Here is a 15906-nt window from a genome sequence, read left to right on the forward strand (position 1 = left end):
CCTGCGGTGCTCGGTGTGCTGAATGTACTCAGCGTGCTGTATGTGCTCGGTGTGCTGATGGGTGTAGGGTGTGGGAAGAGGGGCCTGAGATTCGCTAACCCCCCCTGAAATTTTCAGAAAAGTCTGTGTTGGGGCTGATCTCAATAGTTGACTTTGAAGGTTGGCGAATCCTCAGGCCTCAGCTGTCGGCGATCATAGATCCGGGTTGTGCTGATATTGGCGTGACCCAACCAAGCCTGGACCTTGGCGATATCGGCTTCGTGCTCCAACGCATTGGTCGCAGCAGTGGCACGCAGGCCATGCACTCCCAACCCAGCGACATTGATACCTGCCGCCTTGGCGTAGCTTCCGACCATTGCGTAGATTCCGTTGGCGGTTATGCCTGTGCCAGTAGAACGCCCGCGCAGCGGCACAAACAGCGGTTCCTGAACGTCGTCCTGGTGGCGCCCGGAACGCTCCAGGTACGCGTAGATACGCTCGGCTGCAGTCGGGTGCAGCGGCAGATAGCGCAGCTTGCCGCCCTTGCCGTGGATCTGCAGATGTTTGATACCCCTACGCTCCTGGATATCGCTGACTCTCAACTGTGCGGCTTCCTCGCGGCGTAGGCCGTGATACAGCAGCACGGCCAGTAGTGCTCGATCGCGGAGCCCCTTCAATGTGTTTACATCCGGAGCATCCAGCAGCGCCTTGGCCTGGCGGTCACCCAGTGCCGGCGTCTTGCCCTCGTTGGTCTCAACCCGGGGCCGTTTGACGCCGTGCACGGGATTTCCGCCGGCGACGGCATTGTTCTCGAGCAGGTGATCGAACAGGCTGGCCAACGCCGCCAGTTTGCGCCGGATGGTGGCGCCGGCCAGTCCGCGCTGTTCGAGCTGTGCGCGCCAGGCTAAAACGTGTGCGCGGGTGACGGCCCGGAACTCATCCGCTGTAGTCAGTCCGACAAACCCGCAGAAGTCCTCCAGGTCGCCCTGGTACGCGCGGCGTGTCCGTGGGTTATCGATATTGGCGAACCACTCGACTGGGGCCGGCACGCTGGCCAACTGCTGGAACTCGACGGCTGTCAGTCGGCGTTCGCTGGAAAGGATCAGATCTGACACCTCAAACTCCCTTCAGATGTTTTTTATGGATCTCGTGGCAACGGTCAATGACTTTCTTTACGCGAGGATGAGGCGAGTAGTCGTTACGGAAACCTGGTGGTATGAGAAGGCTTCTATCGCGGTAAGGAACGACGCCAACAAAACCGCTTGGCAACGCCTTCAGTTCAAGTGAGAGCAGCACAAGGGTCTTGAAGGCATTGGGCACTTGGTCTTTTTCAAACTTGGCCCATTTGTCCATCATTGCCTTCATGGCCTTTCCCGCTTTGTCTCCCGGTTTTGACTTGTGATGCACCAAGGCATTGCGCGCGCTCACCAAGCCTTTAAGACTGGTGATGGCAGGACCTTCGGCATCAAGCGACTGGCCGCAGACCAGTCGAGGCCCGATCATCCACTTACCCACGATGTCCATCCTGTCCAGGTACTTTTCAGCAATCGTGTCACCCAGTATCGAAGCTGAGAATTCGAATGCCGCCGCCTCAATGGCCATCGCGGCAAACACGATGGTCTTGATACCGCTGACGCGTTTTCTATCATCGCGATCAAACCCACCTGCTGTGTCCGGGTCGAAATTCTGATCTAGGAAATTTCCGAACGCTTGCTCGGCGATGCCTGCGTAGGTATCCACCAAGCAGTCAACGCGGACGGGATAGATGTTCTCGTACATTTCTGAAATATCCACCGGTAGCTCCTAGCTTAAAAGTGGTGATAACGTATTTTATCACCATATTTTAAATACCCCCCCCCCCCCCCCTTTCATGAACTCACTGGTCTTAGCATTACTTGGCATAGTCGCGCATGAAATGATTGTTTCATGCGCGACCAATTGATACCGTGCATAGGAATTCAATTGTACGGGGTGGGTTATGGCCTTTAGAGCTGACGAAGCGGCAAGACTTGGTTATGAGCAGATGGAGTCCTATTTGATCCCAAGAGCGCGCGATGCGGACGAATATCAGAGAACACGCAGCAAAGAGGCGCTTCAAGAAATTTCCGAAGAGCTTGGCCCTGTAGTCGATAGCTACCCTTCCTGGCACCCGCTCGTTAGCAATCACAACGACCGCCATCCTGCGACTACGCCAGGGAATCAATCTGGCTACCAGGGACTGGATCACACCAGATTTTTTGTCGATGGATTCATCACCTGCCCCTATGGTGATGGCCAGAACGTACTGGATTCAGTCGCCAAGCTCCCCTACCACCCAGCAGCTGAAATTACAGCGGAGCGGCTGGATGTGAAGCTGTACAACACCGAGGCCCAGCCTATCTTGGTGAAATGTAATTGGAAAAAACGATTGTCGTCGGATGGAACGATCCCGGCATCAATTGCTGTGCCTTTGATGCTGGAACAAGAGCTGCCGATGTGGCGGCGGGCTGAAGTCGCGGAGACCTGGGAGAGCATGCGCTTCTATTTACTCGGCACTCCTCATGGCAGTAGATCATCCCTGTTTGTGAATCAAGAGACAGGGCAAACAATGAAGAAAATTTGGAATGCACTGATCTTTACCGGCATGTACGGCCCCATCAAGGTAGGAGAATAGCCCCTAGCGATTCCCCGGCCTGATGGTCGCTATCAGGGATCTACCAACGTCTGATATTGGAAATTCCGGCTCGGCCCTTGTCTGAATGGCGATACGCTCGCGCATTGTTGAGAGGGGGCCCAGGCCCAGGCGCTTGGGCCTAACGTGAGACTTGAGTATTTTTTGTACAAAAATCTGGACTAAGGGTATAGAAAGAGTATACTGAGCACATTGTAGCTACAGTGTGTTCTGGAGGATTTATGGCTAGCACTGAAGTCGTTCGTACTCGAATTGAAAGCGATCTTAAAGCCAATGCCACAGCGATTCTTGAAGAAATGGGCGTCACCGTTTCTCAAGCAATTCGCATGATGCTTGTCCAGGTTGTTCAAACCAAAGAGCTGCCTTTTCAAGTCAAAGCACCCTCGTTGAACGCCCGAGCAAGAGCGGTCATGGAGGAGCAAGATCGGAACCCGGTTGTTACCCAGCACGAAAATTCTGCTGCCCTTTTCGGGAAATTGGGAATCTGACAATCAAGAGAACGGCGCTTGGGGCGCCGTTCTATTTCACAAGCTTACTCAAACAGGTACTGATAGCTTCCGGTCTGTTCCAAGGTGATTGTCCCTGCCACGGGATCTGCTTTGTAGATCATCCACCAGTCGAAGCTGATGAGGCAGCACCAACGCCCCGTCCCAACCAAAGGGTTGTCACAGTGTCGAATAGGCAGTGGTAGCTGCTTTTCGAGACATTCGATAACTCCGATGAATGGAGCTGGATCTTCTCCGGCAGCGAGCTGCGCTTTGAAGTCAGCGATGAATTGCGGTGTATCTTGGATTTTTAGCAAGGTTAAGTACTCCCATACAAAGATTAAGGTTAGGTATGGGTCGCCAACGTAGCACCAGTCGGAATTATTTGCGGAAAACCGATAAATGGCCATTGACCGGTCCGCTAATTCTCTCTAATCTACAAAAACACACACAGTGTAAGATGTGACTTTTGTACGTTTTTGACACATCCACACAGAATATCATCCTTTCCCGAAAAAAGTAAACACCGGGAAGGGATTTTTTTTGCCTTTTTTTATGTGTGGTTGCTAACGAGTTCCAAAAACGTCCAGCTTTACCCCAAAGCCAGGCTTTGGGCAAAGCCCTTCCCCTACTCGGCAATGCTGCCAGGGCTCGCTTTAATGTTTCTTCCAGGGGCTGATCTATATCGTCGGCAATACGGTACAGCTCGTCTCTGGTTTCCTCCTCCCCTTTGATGTTGACCTGGATATCGCGCCCGGTCTTGAAACGTCGCCTCGACCACTCAACTGGAGTAGGTAAAGGGTTAGCTTGGCGCGCAACAAACCCAAGCTCATTCGCCATTTGCTCAACTTCTGCGTTGCTTTGCTTCGTTTTTTGCTCGGTGGCGGCTTTGCGGTTTCGCTGGCATAGTGACATCAGTGATGATTATTGGATCCATATTTGCGCAGGATCGTCCATCCAGCGGTGAGCGAACGCCCAGCTGCCTAAGCGGTGGACAAGGCCTGACTGGTCTTCAGGGCCGAAGGTGGCGACGACTACACCACCGGTGTTCTTGATCGATCATCGCTTTCGTACGAACTAGCCACAGCGTTTTTATGCTAGCGCCGAGAAACTGGCTGAATCTATTTCGATAAAATCGTACGGTGTGATCAGCCAAGCAAAGTCTGTACATCGATACCGTTTTCGGTAACCAGGTTCACAGTGACTGTTCTCATTAGGGATGACAGAGATGATCGAGTCCATACGCCTTGCCATCGCCACTTATATCGATCCCGTCACGATCAACGGCCTCAAGAAAATTAACTTCTTCTATGGGGCCAATGGCGCAGGCAAGACGAGCATTGGCAGGGTCATCGAAGACCCTGAGCACTATCTTCCCTCTGATGTACAGTGGAGAAACGGCCGGCGCGTTGAGACGATGGTGTACAACCAGGATTTCATGGAAAGGAATTTCAACCAAGTTGCCAACCTCAAAGGCGTCTTCACACTCGGGGAAACCCAACAAGCCAAGCTTGACGAGATAAAGGACCTCAAGAAAGACATCGAAAACCTGGAGGCGGGCCGGCAGAGCCTGAAAATAGCACTCACTGGTCTCGATGAAACGGGTGGCAAACGCCAGGAGCTCCTCGTCCTAGAAGAACAGTTCAAGGACAAGTGCTGGGCCCAGAAACGCAAGCATGATGAAGTCTTCCATGGCGCCTTTCAGGGCCTACGAAACAATGCTGAAAAATTCAAGGATAGGGTGCTACAAGAAGCTCGGGGCAACACGTCACAACTCCTGCAACTCCCGGATCTGACGCAAAAAGCAGAGCTGCTCTATGGTGAGAAGCCCAAGTCTGAGGCGTTGATCCACTCCATCAACTTCAACGCTCTGACGGAATACGAAAAAGCACCCATTCTGGGGACAAAGGTCATCGGGAAGAGTGATGTCGACATTGCCGCGATGATCGAAAGACTCAACAACAGCGATTGGGTGCGCCAAGGCATAAGGTATTTCAACGAAAATGATGGCGAGTGTCCTTTTTGCCAACAGCAAACCACGAAGGATTTCGAGCGTAGTCTTATCGAATACTTCGATGACAGCTTCGAGAAAAATACACTAGCCATCGATGTGCTCCGAGGAAACTACCAAGACACGAGCACGATGATCGCGCAGCAGCTTCACGCGATTCTGGCGCATGAAAGCAAGTTTCTCGACCGCGACAAATTGGTAACACTGATCGACCTTCTGACGACAGAGACACGCACCAACCTAGAAAAGATCCAATCTAAGAAGGTCACGCCAAGCCTCGTAATTGAGCTGAAATCCACCGCCAGCACATGCGAAAAAATCCTGGGTTTGATCTCAGAGGCCAATCAGCAGATCCACCGGCACAACGACGTCGTCGCCAACTTTGACCGGAAATATAACGAGCTCACTGGGGAGATATGGAAATACATGCTGGAGGTGGAGCTCAAGGAGGAGATCAAGCACTACCGCAAGCAAAAAGCAGCCCTGGACGGTGCCATCACCGGCCTGGCAATCAAGATTCATGCTGGCGATGCGGCCATAGAGGTAAAGCAGGAAGAGTTGGGCAAACTAGAACGCTCCTCAACCACCATCGAACCCACCGCTAGGGCGATCAACAAGCTCCTCAAGGAGTTCGGGTTTCATGGTTTTAAGCTTGCCGTCGCTTCGACTGAAAGCTCGTACAAACTAGTTCGCAGCAACGGTACCGACGCTAAAAACACGCTGAGCGAAGGTGAAAAGACTTTCGTGACCTTCCTTTACTTCTACCATCTGCTAAAGGGAAGCGCGTCCACGACTGGAACGACCAATGACCGCGTTGTGGTCATTGACGATCCGGTATCCAGTTTGGACAGCGACGTGCTCTTCATCGTCAGTAGTCTGATCAAGCAAATCTTCGAAGAGGTGAAGGCCAACACCGGATACATCAAGCAGGTATTCATCCTGACCCACAACATCTACTTCCATAAAGAGATCACGTTCAACCATGAGCGCAAGAAGAATGCCTTACCGTATGAGACGTTTTGGGTGATACGCAAATCCGATCAGAAATCGAAGGTCGAATCCCATGCAGGCAATCCCATCAAGACCTCCTACGACCTGCTCTGGTCGGAGTTGAAGCGACCAGACATCAACAACACGACGATTCAGAACACCCTGCGCAGGATCCTCGAGAACTATTTCAAAATTCTGGGTTCCACCGACCTACACACCCTCTATAAGCACTTCGACGGTGCAGACAAGATCCACTGCCGGTCGTTGCTGTCCTGGGTAAATGACGGCTCCCACTTCGCTCATGACGATCTGTACCTAGCGATAGAAAACTCGATGGTGGAAAACTACCGCAGAGTCTTCTTCAAAATCTTCGACCATTCAGGACACTTGGCTCACTACAAGATGATGATGGGCGATGCGTACGTGGATCTGAATATTGCGGAGGAAGAAGCGGAAGTACAGGTCGCCATTGAGGAGCAGGCAACGGTTGAGACTGACGCTTCCCCAATAGTGGTCGCCAACAACGGCCAAAATGTGGCCCAACTCTCCAGCGTATTGCCAATCATTGTCCCCGTCACGTCAGAGTCAGAGGAAGTGCCTCAGCCAAAGCCGGATCTCTTCTGAAGGATGTCTTGCGCTGAATAGCGAGGGGCATAAGTGACGGGGCTGCGTCGACCTTTCCTTTAGCGATTTAGGTGTCTGGTCATTAAGGTAGCGCGTTTGCGGGCTGAATATAGAAGGCAATCTTCAAGTCCTCACTACAATCGACGATGTGAAGAGGTATTCAAAGTTTGGTTATCAATAATAGGAAAATTATGCATGAAAGTGATAGCGCCAGGAAAAATAACCATCACAGTAGAAGCCAGTTCCCCAAAAGCCCTAGAGAAGCTTTTGGATCAAGCGTTATTCGAACTTAAGGTGGAGAGCACGGACGATAACGGATATGAGCAGGTCCTCTCTAAAGCTGCGAAAGGTGAGCGGGCCGGAACGTTGGGCAATTACAGCTTTGACTACTGCGCACCCGAAATCGAGTGGGACAACCCATTCTAGGAAAATCATGATGACCGAAGAAGAGATGCGCCATGCATTGTTTGGATCGGCTGCGCCTGCTGAGCAGTTAACGGTTCCACAGATCCAACCGCATGTCGTCGTCGCGCCATCGACACTAGCGAGCAAGCGGAAGGAGGCCAAACCATTCGCACCAAAGCTGCAGGTCTTATTGCGTGTAGGAAGCGAGTTCGAAAGAAAAACCGAGTTGTTCACCTACGAGGCCGATACATTGAGCACGCTTCAAGCTGAACTGGACGCGACGAAGATGGCAAGGAAGAAGTACCGGTTCATTGAGGTCGTTTCGGTCAAGCCTGCGAAGTAGAGATAAATCGGCTACTGCACGCCGCGGCGACACGTCACCACGTGCACCACCATTTCTACGAACAACGGAAAAGACCATGAACCTTAGTTTTTGGCCATTTATGAGGGGGTACGCAATTGGTATGGCCGCGCTTCACCTTTGGGATTTCTACCGAGGTGATCCCTTGCCAAATGTGCTAGCGAATTATGGAATTTCGCTTTTTCTAGGCACAATATCTTACGGGATCGCGTCGGCTCTCATAGTGAAGCGCGACCAGCAAGAAAAAAGTCCCAATAATGCCCAAGCCCTGCATCTGTGGGGCCGAGTTCCTAGAGCGATGCGAAATTTCGCGTCCATCAAGAAAGGAGCAACAACTTGACCGTTTCTACCTGCCGCATTTGTGGACTCCTCTACGTCCCATCATTGGAAGAAGACCGCCAAACGCACGCAGCCATTCATAAAAAATATGCGCGGGGCTCTCAGCCTCAAAAAGTGCGGGACTTTTCAAAAGCATTCGGCTGGGCTGTCGCTTTCAATGATGGCGGTCTTGACCGAATGAAGGATCATTACGACCCTGAGCTTGGCAAGCTTGTTGTAGCGTTCTCCTGGTGGAGCCGCGCACTTTCGAATGGGGTTCCAGAGAAAGATTTTGACCGCTACATGGATGCCCACTTGGCATTTGCTGATTCATTGGTAAGCGGCATCGGCGAGATAGAAGCAAGAGCAGCAATCCAAAAATGGGAGCGCTACGCAGGGTAATCCAAATTACAGGAAATTTGGCTACCGCTCCGATGGGTTTGCTGGCCGGTGCCATCCAAGGCGGTAGTCACCTGGTTCACCATCGGCTCCCTGCCAACAATCCAACTGGTTCCTCAAGCTTGCTCTGGGCTGCGATATTTAAAAAGCGTCCGTTTGTGATTGCCCGTGTGGTAAGAATAGCCCTTGCCTCCTTAATGACCAGCTCCTTAATCTGCCACTTATCCGTTCTGACCTTTCGACGCCCTTTCATTTCGACCTCATCCGCCCGACTAACCGAAGTAATCATTTTTTTGCTACGAGACCTAAGTCCTCCGAAAAATCAGCGCCGTCCTCTGCACCGAACATATTCTGAGTTCGCCGCTCTTGACGAAGATAAGCCAGTGCTTGAAAAAAGCATCCCTCACAGAGATGTACTTCGTAACGCTCACCGTCGTGGGAAGTGAATCGCCCCGGATTCTCTAGACACCTTGCAAGCTCATTGCGTAACGCTTTTCAAACTCTACCGGTGACAGCTGATTGTTGAAACCATGGCGGCGTTTTGCGTTGTAGAACATCTCGATGTAATCGAACACATCACTACGAGCATCTTCCCGTGTGGTGTAGATTTTCCGCTTGATCCGTTCCCGTTTCAGAAGCTGGAAAAAGCTCTCGGCCACGGCGTTGTCATGACAGTTGCCTCGGCGACTCATGCTGGCAACCAAATTGTTCGCCTTCAAAAAACTGCGCCAATCGGAGCTGCTGTACTGGCTGCCTTGGTCGGAATGAACCATCACCTCTTGCTTCGGTTTACGCCTCCAAACCGCCATCAATAACGCATCAATGGCCAAATCACTGGTCATTTGCGACTTCATTGACCAGCCAACGACCTGACGAGAAAACAGATCCAGCACCACAGCCAAATACAGCCAGCCTTCATACGTACGAATGTAAGTGATGTCGGTGACCCAGACCTTGTTGGGTTCCACGACATCGAACTGGCGCTTCAGCAAATTGGGTGAAGCGACCGCTGGCTTACCGCCGTACTTTCCAGGGCGGCGTCGATACCCTGTCTGAGAGCGCAGACCTTCAAGACGCATCAGCCTCGCCACACGATGCCGACCACAATCTTCACCGATCTCGCGCAGATCGTCATGGATTTTGCGATAGCCATAAACGCCGCCGCTCTCCAGCCATGAATGCTTGATCAAACCCAGCAGTCGTTGGTCGTCTTTGGCGCGTAGAGATTGCGGCTCAGACAGCCAGGCGTAATAACCGCTGGGATGGACTTTCAGCGTCAGGCAAAGCCGTCGAATCGAATAGTCGCCCGCGCGCTGCTTGATAAAGGCGTACTTCAGCCGCACTCCTTGGCAAAGTACGCGGCGGCCTTTTTTAATATGTCTCGCTCTTCAGTGACGCGCTTGAGTTCCGCTCGCAGACGACGCAGTTCAGCGTGCTGATCATCGTCCTGCTGCCGTTCTTCTTGAGGTTTGCTGTAGCGCTTTATCCAGGCATAGAGGCTATGCGTCGACACGCCGAGACGGGCCGCTACATCAGCGACAGGCAGCTTCTTTTCGGTCACTTGATTGACCGCTTGGATTTTGAATTCTTCGGGGTAACGCGGGGTTGCTCATGGCACCTCCTAATTGGCCTCAGTTTAAGGCAAAGAGGTGTCTACGAAACCCGGGGCGATTCAATCAGCCACAAACCGCGGGTTATTCCGCATAAGGGCAGCGTCCCTGTTTGGGAAAAAGTAGGGCGCGATCGCAGCCAGCCGAATCAAGCAATTCCAACACATGTGCATGGGGATGTAGCCGATAATTATCAGAAAGGTATTGATAGAAGGTCGAATAATACATAGTATGCAGTTGGTCGCATACACAGTATGCGATGGCTAACCCTATATGTATGAGTGTCGAAATGCTATCAGTACGATTGAATGACAATGTCCGTGACCAGCTAGATCTCTGGGCTTTGCGCACGGGCGAACCGCGCAACTCCATTATAACCAAGGCCGTGAGCCAGTACCTTAGCAGCCTTACGCTAGGTGGCATTCCTCTGGAGGAAAGCGTACGTGAGAACTCCTCCGAGCTGTTCCATAGCTGGTTCTCCAAGCCAGAGGAAATGAGGAGCGACTTCATGGAAGTAAAACGCTGGATCGAAGATGAGGTTATCTGGACGAAAAAGCACGATCACCCCGAAACTAAGACAGGAGCGCCGACTCCAGGCATTTATGGGCGGAACGTGGTAACTGGCTACTACGTCGATCCTGACCGCGAAATTTTTGTGATCAGTAAGCACGTAACCTGGCCGCCGGCGTCTGGTTTGGACAGCTATCACTTATATGTCCACCCATATGCTGTCTGGATAGAGTACATGCAAGAGGTGAAACGTAAGGTCTGATGTCGCTCCGCGTACACTTCGGGTCGAAGCTGACGTGGGCATCGTCAGGCCGCCCCGAAGTGCTTATTCACGTAAGTTAGCTCCGTTCATGAAAGCCAACGTTGGGTCGTACTTTGCTGCCATGGCCTCAAAGCGAGTGCTAAAATCTGATGGAAATGACTGGTCGATTCGGACGCAAGCACGTACGCAGCCCTTGCAGTTACTCAATCAGAAATTTCTTATCTCCAGCTTATCCAATTTCGCTACCAGATCCTCAGCTCGCAGGTGCGTGTAGCGCTTCAGCATCTGCATCGACTTATGCCCGCTAATGGCGGACACCTCCTGATCAGAAAGGCCACCTTCGACCAGCCGACTGACCGCTTCATGACGAAGGTCATGGAAGCGCAGGTCGGGCATTCCTAGCTTAGTCTTCAGCTTGCCCCACGTTTTGGTGAAGGCATATGCGCTGCGCTTGCCCTCTTTGCCAGGCTCCCCAAAAAACACCAGATCGCAGTTGATTGGGCGGACAGGGTTGGTCATCGCCAGTTGGAAAGTGTCAGTGGCCAGCCGGGTCAGCGGCACGGTGCGTGCGCTATCGTTTTTAGTATCAGAGAGACGCACCACACGTTTTTTTAAGTCAACCTGATGCCTACGCAAAGATGTTATCTCCGACGAGCGCATGCCTGTCTCCAGAGCGATTCGAACAATCCAGCCAAGCATCGGGTTGCTGTGCGCGTTTACTGCAGCCAGCAACCGGCGTTCCTCCTCGGCAGATAGGCGCCGATCTCTGCCTTCGTCGGGGCTTGGCTTGCGGATGTTCAGCACCGGGTTGAAACTTAGCCCCAACCCCCACTCCTGGATTGCCACGGTGTACAGGTGGCTCAGAAGGGCAAGCTCCAGGCGCACAGTGTTGTTACTTGTTGGCTTGCCGCGACTGGTGATCGAGGCTAGGCGCGTATCCCGGTAATTGGCGATGATTTCTGCGGAGAGTGCAGCCATCGAGTACTTGCCTAGATGGCTGATTAGCTGCTGAGCCTTGGTTGTCTCGGCGCGCTGAGTTGTCGGTTTCTTCGTTGGGCTGATTTCGGCCAGATAGCGTTTCAATGCCATGGCCAGAGTCATACGTTCGGACCCACTCCGCTGGATATACACGCCTCTGACCATTTCATCTTCTGTGCGACGGGCCCAGTCTTCGGCATCACGCTTTGTACGAAAGGTCTTGGCGTTGGCGGGCCAGCCGGTTTTCCGCACCAGGGCTTTCCAAGTGCCCGCGTCTGTTTTGACGATGGTGGCCATGCTATTTCTGCTCCAAAAACGTACCGTTGTTTTGGCACTGTACTGATTTTGTACCTGTGGACCATAGGACTGGTCCAGCTGTTTTTGTCGCAGACAGCAAAAAGCCGCGCAATGCGCGGCTTTTGGAGTTGGTGGGCCCACACGGACTTGAACCGTGGACCAAAGGATTATGAGTCCTCTGCTCTGACCAACTGAGCTATAGGCCCTTAACAGGTCGCGGATTATAACGACGGATTCTCCGCTGTGCCATCCGAAAACTCTGAAACACGCAGGTGAAGGTGGCTTGCGGCAAAAAGCTCGGGCGGCAGGGGTAGGCTGACGATGTAGCCTTGCATTTGCTCACAGCCCTCGGCGGCCAGGAAGGCTTGCTGCGCGGGGTTCTCCACGCCTTCGGCGATGATGGTGAATTGCATGCTGTGGCCCAGGGCAATGATCGCGCGTACGATGGCGGCATCGTGAGGGTCATCGGGCAGGCCGCGCACGAAGGACTGGTCGATCTTCAGGAAGTCCAGCGGCAGGCGCTTGAGGTAGCTGAGGGACGAGTAGCCGGTGCCGAAGTCATCAATGGCCAACTGTACGCCCAGGCGCTTGAGTTGATGCAGCACCTCCAGCGCTTCTTCGGCCTGGCTCATGATGAAGTTCTCGGTGATCTCCAATTGCAGGCGACCTGGCTCCAGGCGGTAGTCGCGTAGCAGCTGTTCAATGCGTCCCAGCAGGTTGGGATGGCGCAACTGTGCGCCGGCAAGGTTGACCGAGAGTGGGCCGAAGTCTTCGAAGGCTTCTTTCCACAGATGCATCTGGCGGCAGGCTTGTTCCAGGACCCAATCGCCGATCTGCAGGATCATGCCGTTCTCTTCGGCCAGGGCGATGAAGTGTTCAGGCGGGACATCGCCGAAGGTCGGGTGGTGCCAGCGAATCAGGGCTTCGGCGCCGATCACTTCTTGCGTCGAAAGGCTGAGTTTTGGTTGGTAGTACAGGCTCAGTTCGTCGCGCTCCATGGCGCGGCGCAATTCGTGTTCCAGCGCCACACGTTCGTTGGCTTGGGCAGTCAGGTCGCGGGTATAGCTTTCGACCCGGTTGCGGCCCTTGGCTTTGGAGCGGTACATCGCAGCGTCGGCGTTCTTGACCAGGGTGGCGACATCGGTGCCGTCCTGGGGGTACAGGCTGGTGCCGATGCTGGCGGTAATAAAGAACTCGTGCTCACCGGCCTGGAACGGTGGGGTAAAGCAGGCCAGCAGCTTATTGGCCAGATGCTCGGCATCGCTGGCTTGTTGCAGGCCGGGCAGCAGGATGATGAATTCGTCACCGCCAAGCCGGGCGACGGTGTCGATATCGCGCAGTTGTTCCTTGAGGCGTACGGCGATGTCCTTGAGCAGCAGGTCGCCGATGGGGTGACCGAGGCTGTCATTGATGTGCTTGAAACGGTCCAGGTCGAGGAAAAGTACCGCGCCCTGGTTGCCGATTTCCTGTTGGGTGTTGAGCGCCGCCTGCAGGCGGTTTTCAAACAATGTGCGGTTGGGCAGGCCGGTCAGCGGGTCGTGGTGCGCCTGGTAGTCGAGGCGGGCCTGGGCGTGTTTGAGGCTGGAAATGTCAGCAAACACCGCGACGAAATGCGTGATCAGTTGCTCGCGGTTGCGCACGGCACTGATGGTCAGCCAACTGGGGTACAGCTCGCCATTCTTACGGCGGTTGGAAATCTCGCCCTGCCAATGCCCATGCGCGGTCAACTGATGCCACATCGCCGCGTAGAACGCGCTGTCGTGCAGGCCGGAGGCGAGCAGGCGCGGAGTCTGGCCCAGGGCTTCGGCTTCGCTGTAGCCGGTGATTTCGCTGAAAGCACGGTTCACGGCGCTGATGTTCTGTCGGGTGTCGGTGATCAATACCCCTTCGGCGGTGCTTTCGAACACGGTGGCAGCCTGTTGCAGTTTTTCCTGCATCAACTGGCGCTCAGTGATGTCGCGGGCGATAGTCAGCATGCAGTCTTCACCGCCGATGGGCAGGGGCCGGCTGGATAATTCACATAGGCGAATCAAACCGTCGGCGCGGCGGATGTGGCAGATAAAGTCGCGCACAAACCCGTCACGCTGCATGAGCTCCAGCATGTGCTTGCGTTCGTTGAGGTCGACCCAAATGCCCAGGTCCAGGGATGACTGGTCAAGCGTCGCACTGGTGAAGCCGGTCAGCCGGCTGAAGCCCTCGTTCACTTCAATCAACACACCATCGCGCTGGCGGCTCAACAGCAAGCCATCTGGAGAGGCATGGAATGCCTTGGCGAATTTCTCTTCAGAGGTTTGCAGTTGTTGTTGAGTTTCTTTGAGCTGGCTGATGTCACGCACCACTACCACCAGGGCTGCGGTGGTGTCGAGTTGGAAGGGTTCGGCCGAGATCAGCCCGGTAAACGCCTGGCCATTGCTGCGCAGGAAGGTCATCTCCAAGTTGCGGATGCTGGTGTTCTGCGCCCTTTGCAGCAGGTCGGGACCGACGCCTTGGACGCCCCAGATATTCAGTTCGGTGGCGGTTTTGCCCACGACCTCTTCGGCCGTCAGGCCAATTTGGTCCTCGAACGCCTTGTTGACTTCCAGCAGGCAGCCATCGGACATCCGCGCGATCACCAGGATGTCCGGGCATTGCTGGAACACAGAGGCAAACTTCTGCTCAGACAGCTGCAGCGCTTCTTCGGTGCGCTTGGCTTCGCTGATGTCGATCATCAGGCCGCGCAGTACCGGCTCATGGCCGTGTTCGATCAGGCTGACAATGTCACGCACCCACAGGCAGCGGCCGTCGGCGGTGATCACGCGATAATCCACGCTATGGTCGCGGTTGGCACGGGTTTCGCGGTAGCAATAGGCTTCGGCGCGTGTCAGGTCGGCGGGGTGGATGATGTTGCGCCAGAAGCCGGGGATCAGCCAGTGGGCGCGGGGGTAACCCAGCAGGTCTTCGGCATGGGGCGATACGTAGCTGTAGGTGAAGTCGGTGATGCTGGCTTCCCAGGCAATGGCGGACAGGCTCTCCACCAGGCCGCGATAGTGGTATTCGCTGCTGCGCAGTTCCTGTTCAAGGGCGACTCGCCGGGAAATTTCCGAACTGAGCCGACGATTGATCCGAATCACGATGGCCAGGACTGTGCTCAGCAGCAGCACGGCGGGTAGGCCGTACGTCAGCAAGTCGACCCAGAAAGTCCGGTGATCAGCGACGCTGCCTACCCAATGTTGCTGGATCGCGTCGGTTTCATCGGGGCTCAAGTCGGCGAGCACCTTGTCGAGTATGCCCACCAGTATTTTTTCATCCCGTGGTACGCCCATCGCCAGTTGATAGCGGTAGGGCGTTTCGCCGCTGACATACAAGCCATCAAGCTTGAGCTGGCGCAGGCTCCAGACGCTGGACGCCAGATCGCCGACCACGGCATCCACTTCGTCGGTGGCCAGGGCCTGCAGTGTCGAGCTGACGTTGGGCATCGCCACCAGGTTGAGGTCGGGGTGGTGGGTCCGCAGCAGTTCGTGGGGCGCATAGTTTTCCACCACGGCAATCTTCAGCCCGTACAGACCCTTGAGGTCGCGTGGTTTGGCACCCCCTACATGGGCGAGGATGACGATGGGGAAATCCAGATAGGGGCGCGTAAAAGCCATGTAGCTTTGCCGCTCCGGGGTGGACATGATGCCGGGCAGCAGGTCGAGCTGGTTGTGTTTGGCTTGTTCAAGCACGGCGGTCCAGTTCGCCGGCTCAATCAGATTGATCCGCACGCCCAGGCGGTCCTGGATCAGGCGCACATAGTCGGCAGCCAGTCCCTGGTAGCGACCGTTTTCGTCGCGATATTCGAAGGGGGGCCAAGAGGCATCCACCCCAAGGCGCAGCTCCTGATGGTCCGCCAGCCAGCTACGCTCATCATCAGAAAGAGTCAACGCGCCAGCCGTTGCGGTCCAGGTCAGCAGCGACAGCAGTAACACAGTCGGCAGTCTGGGCATAACGGTCTCGTTATGGCACGGGGAATGTTTCGAGTGTAGACGGG

The 15906-nt window shown here is 54.4% G+C and carries 14 protein-coding genes and 1 tRNA gene; 7 read left to right on the top strand and 8 right to left on the bottom strand.

Features of this window, described 5'->3' with window-relative positions:
• Positions 1-140: 140 nt before the first annotated feature.
• Together MJP36_RS04855 and MJP36_RS04860 are read right to left on the bottom strand one after the other, a co-directional pair.
• Positions 141-1094, bottom strand: a complete 954-nt coding sequence (locus tag MJP36_RS04855; RefSeq protein ID WP_244384975.1) for a tyrosine-type recombinase/integrase — start codon at positions 1092-1094, stop codon at positions 141-143.
• Between the two features lies 1 nt (position 1095).
• Positions 1096-1773: a hypothetical protein gene (locus MJP36_RS04860; protein WP_244384976.1), complete on the bottom strand. Its 678-nt coding sequence runs from the start codon at positions 1771-1773 to the stop codon at positions 1096-1098.
• A 184-nt stretch (positions 1774-1957) separates the two neighbouring features.
• Between MJP36_RS04860 and MJP36_RS04865 the strand changes: the two genes are divergently transcribed.
• The gene (locus tag MJP36_RS04865; RefSeq protein ID WP_244384977.1) at positions 1958-2632 is read left to right on the top strand and encodes a hypothetical protein; all 675 of its coding nucleotides are present in this window, start codon (positions 1958-1960) and stop codon (positions 2630-2632) included.
• Positions 2633-2871: 239 nt separating this feature from the next.
• Positions 2872-3138 (top strand): type II toxin-antitoxin system RelB/DinJ family antitoxin, encoded by a 267-nt coding sequence (locus MJP36_RS04870; RefSeq protein ID WP_244384978.1) that lies wholly within the window; start codon positions 2872-2874, stop codon positions 3136-3138.
• Positions 3139-3182: 44 nt separating this feature from the next.
• Here MJP36_RS04870 and MJP36_RS04875 read toward each other — a convergent pair whose 3' ends face one another.
• Both MJP36_RS04875 and MJP36_RS04880 read right to left on the bottom strand, forming a co-directional pair.
• Positions 3183-3452 (bottom strand): type II toxin-antitoxin system RelE/ParE family toxin, encoded by a 270-nt coding sequence (locus MJP36_RS04875; protein ID WP_244384979.1) that lies wholly within the window; start codon positions 3450-3452, stop codon positions 3183-3185.
• Between the two features lie 64 nt (positions 3453-3516).
• Complete coding sequence (locus MJP36_RS04880; protein WP_244384980.1) at positions 3517-4050, bottom strand: hypothetical protein; 534 nt, start codon at positions 4048-4050, stop codon at positions 3517-3519.
• A gap of 313 nt (positions 4051-4363) precedes the next feature.
• Here MJP36_RS04880 and MJP36_RS04885 point away from each other — a divergent pair, with 313 nt between their 5' ends.
• The 4 genes from MJP36_RS04885 to MJP36_RS04900 all read left to right on the top strand — a co-directional run bounded on the left by MJP36_RS04885 (position 4364) and on the right by MJP36_RS04900 (position 8246).
• On the top strand, positions 4364-6760 hold the full coding sequence (locus MJP36_RS04885; RefSeq protein ID WP_244384981.1) for an AAA family ATPase: 2397 nt from the start codon (positions 4364-4366) through the stop codon (positions 6758-6760).
• Between the two features lie 195 nt (positions 6761-6955).
• On the top strand, positions 6956-7186 hold the full coding sequence (locus MJP36_RS04890) for a hypothetical protein (RefSeq protein WP_244384982.1): 231 nt from the start codon (positions 6956-6958) through the stop codon (positions 7184-7186).
• Positions 7187-7196: 10 nt separating this feature from the next.
• Positions 7197-7508 carry a hypothetical protein gene (locus MJP36_RS04895; protein ID WP_244385604.1) on the top strand — a complete coding sequence of 104 codons (312 nt, stop codon included), beginning with the start codon at positions 7197-7199 and terminating at the stop codon, positions 7506-7508.
• Positions 7509-7862: 354 nt separating this feature from the next.
• Positions 7863-8246 (top strand): C2H2-type zinc finger protein, encoded by a 384-nt coding sequence (locus MJP36_RS04900; RefSeq protein WP_244384983.1) that lies wholly within the window; start codon positions 7863-7865, stop codon positions 8244-8246.
• 458 nt (positions 8247-8704) lie between these two features.
• On the opposite strand, the gene MJP36_RS04905 is transcribed toward MJP36_RS04900, so the two are convergent.
• A protein-coding gene (locus MJP36_RS04905; RefSeq protein WP_425226338.1) for an IS3 family transposase occupies positions 8705-9822 on the bottom strand; the annotation gives its coding sequence in 2 pieces (ribosomal slippage) (positions 8705-9609 and positions 9609-9822; 1119 coding nt in all).
• A gap of 320 nt (positions 9823-10142) precedes the next feature.
• On the opposite strand from MJP36_RS04905, the gene MJP36_RS04910 reads away from it, so the two are divergent.
• Entirely contained in the window at positions 10143-10625 is a 483-nt protein-coding gene (locus MJP36_RS04910; RefSeq protein WP_244384984.1) for a ribbon-helix-helix domain-containing protein, read from the top strand.
• A gap of 207 nt (positions 10626-10832) precedes the next feature.
• Here the strand turns inward: MJP36_RS04910 and MJP36_RS04915 are convergent, their stop codons facing one another.
• The 3 genes from MJP36_RS04915 to MJP36_RS04925 form a co-directional block, all read right to left on the bottom strand.
• The gene (locus MJP36_RS04915) at positions 10833-11900 is read right to left on the bottom strand and encodes a site-specific integrase (protein WP_244384985.1); all 1068 of its coding nucleotides are present in this window, start codon (positions 11898-11900) and stop codon (positions 10833-10835) included.
• Between the two features lie 129 nt (positions 11901-12029).
• A tRNA-Ile gene (locus MJP36_RS04920) sits at positions 12030-12106 on the bottom strand.
• Positions 12107-12121: 15 nt separating this feature from the next.
• A complete protein-coding gene (locus MJP36_RS04925; RefSeq protein WP_060757266.1) occupies positions 12122-15862 on the bottom strand; it encodes a bifunctional diguanylate cyclase/phosphodiesterase in 3741 nt (1246 codons plus the stop codon).
• Between the last annotated feature and the right edge of the window lie 44 nt (positions 15863-15906).

Origin of the sequence: Pseudomonas palleroniana, from assembly GCF_022836895.1 — a bacterium.
In the GTDB taxonomy this organism is placed as follows: domain Bacteria; phylum Pseudomonadota; class Gammaproteobacteria; order Pseudomonadales; family Pseudomonadaceae; genus Aquipseudomonas; species Aquipseudomonas palleroniana.

What these genes read in the sequence shown, in the direction of transcription:
- MJP36_RS04865 (WP_244384977.1), top strand. Translation starts at nt 1,958, where the DNA reads ATGGCCTTTAGAGCTGACGAAGCGGCAAGACTTGGTTATGAGCAGATG.
- MJP36_RS04870 (WP_244384978.1), top strand. Translation starts at nt 2,872, where the DNA reads ATGGCTAGCACTGAAGTCGTTCGTACTCGAATTGAAAGCGATCTTAAA.
- MJP36_RS04880 (WP_244384980.1), bottom strand. Translation starts at nt 4,050, where the DNA reads ATGTCACTATGCCAGCGAAACCGCAAAGCCGCCACCGAGCAAAAAACG.
- MJP36_RS04885 (WP_244384981.1), top strand. Translation starts at nt 4,364, where the DNA reads ATGATCGAGTCCATACGCCTTGCCATCGCCACTTATATCGATCCCGTC.
- MJP36_RS04890 (WP_244384982.1), top strand. Translation starts at nt 6,956, where the DNA reads ATGAAAGTGATAGCGCCAGGAAAAATAACCATCACAGTAGAAGCCAGT.
- MJP36_RS04895 (WP_244385604.1), top strand. Translation starts at nt 7,197, where the DNA reads ATGACCGAAGAAGAGATGCGCCATGCATTGTTTGGATCGGCTGCGCCT.
- MJP36_RS04910 (WP_244384984.1), top strand. Translation starts at nt 10,143, where the DNA reads ATGCTATCAGTACGATTGAATGACAATGTCCGTGACCAGCTAGATCTC.
- MJP36_RS04915 (WP_244384985.1), bottom strand. Translation starts at nt 11,900, where the DNA reads ATGGCCACCATCGTCAAAACAGACGCGGGCACTTGGAAAGCCCTGGTG.
- MJP36_RS04925 (WP_060757266.1), bottom strand. Translation starts at nt 15,862, where the DNA reads ATGCCCAGACTGCCGACTGTGTTACTGCTGTCGCTGCTGACCTGGACC.